Genomic DNA, 621 nt, shown 5'->3' with positions numbered 1-621 from the left:
AAAGTATGGAATATTTCGAACTGCCAAATCAATTGATGACAGAGCGAGATGAACTTGATTTAAATGGTAATCATGAAAAGGCGGAGGAAATTGATCAAATATGGAATGGCTTAATTCAAATCCTTGACGACTTAGTTCTAGTATTTGGAGATGAACCAATGTCGATGGAACGTTTCTTAGAAGTATTTGATATTGGTTTAGAACAATTAGAATTTGTCATGATTCCACAAACATTAGATCAAGTTAGTATTGGTACGATGGATTTGGCTAAAGTCGACAATAAGCAACATGTTTACTTAGTTGGAATGAACGACGGCACCATGCCACAACCAGTAACTGCATCAAGTTTAATTACTGATGAAGAAAAGAAATATTTTGAACAACAAGCAAATGTAGAGTTGAGTCCTACATCAGATATTTTACAGATGGATGAAGCATTTGTTTGCTATGTTGCTATGACTAGAGCTAAGGGAGATGTTACATTTTCTTACAGTCTAATGGGATCAAGTGGTGATGATAAGGAGATCAGCCCATTTTTAAATCAAATTCAATCATTGTTCAACCAATTGGAAATTACTAACATTCCTCAATACCATGAAGTTAACCCATTGTCACTAATGC

The 621-nt window shown here is 34.6% G+C and carries 1 protein-coding gene; it reads left to right on the top strand.

Annotated elements, in window-relative coordinates:
- Window positions 1–621 (top strand): PD-(D/E)XK nuclease family protein (locus IDG60_RS20430; RefSeq protein WP_274611457.1); only part of this gene is annotated, 621 nt, incomplete at both ends.

It is taken from the genome of Staphylococcus sp. EG-SA-2 (assembly GCF_017152085.1).
This window is presented reverse-complemented; position numbering and strand designations above follow the sequence as displayed.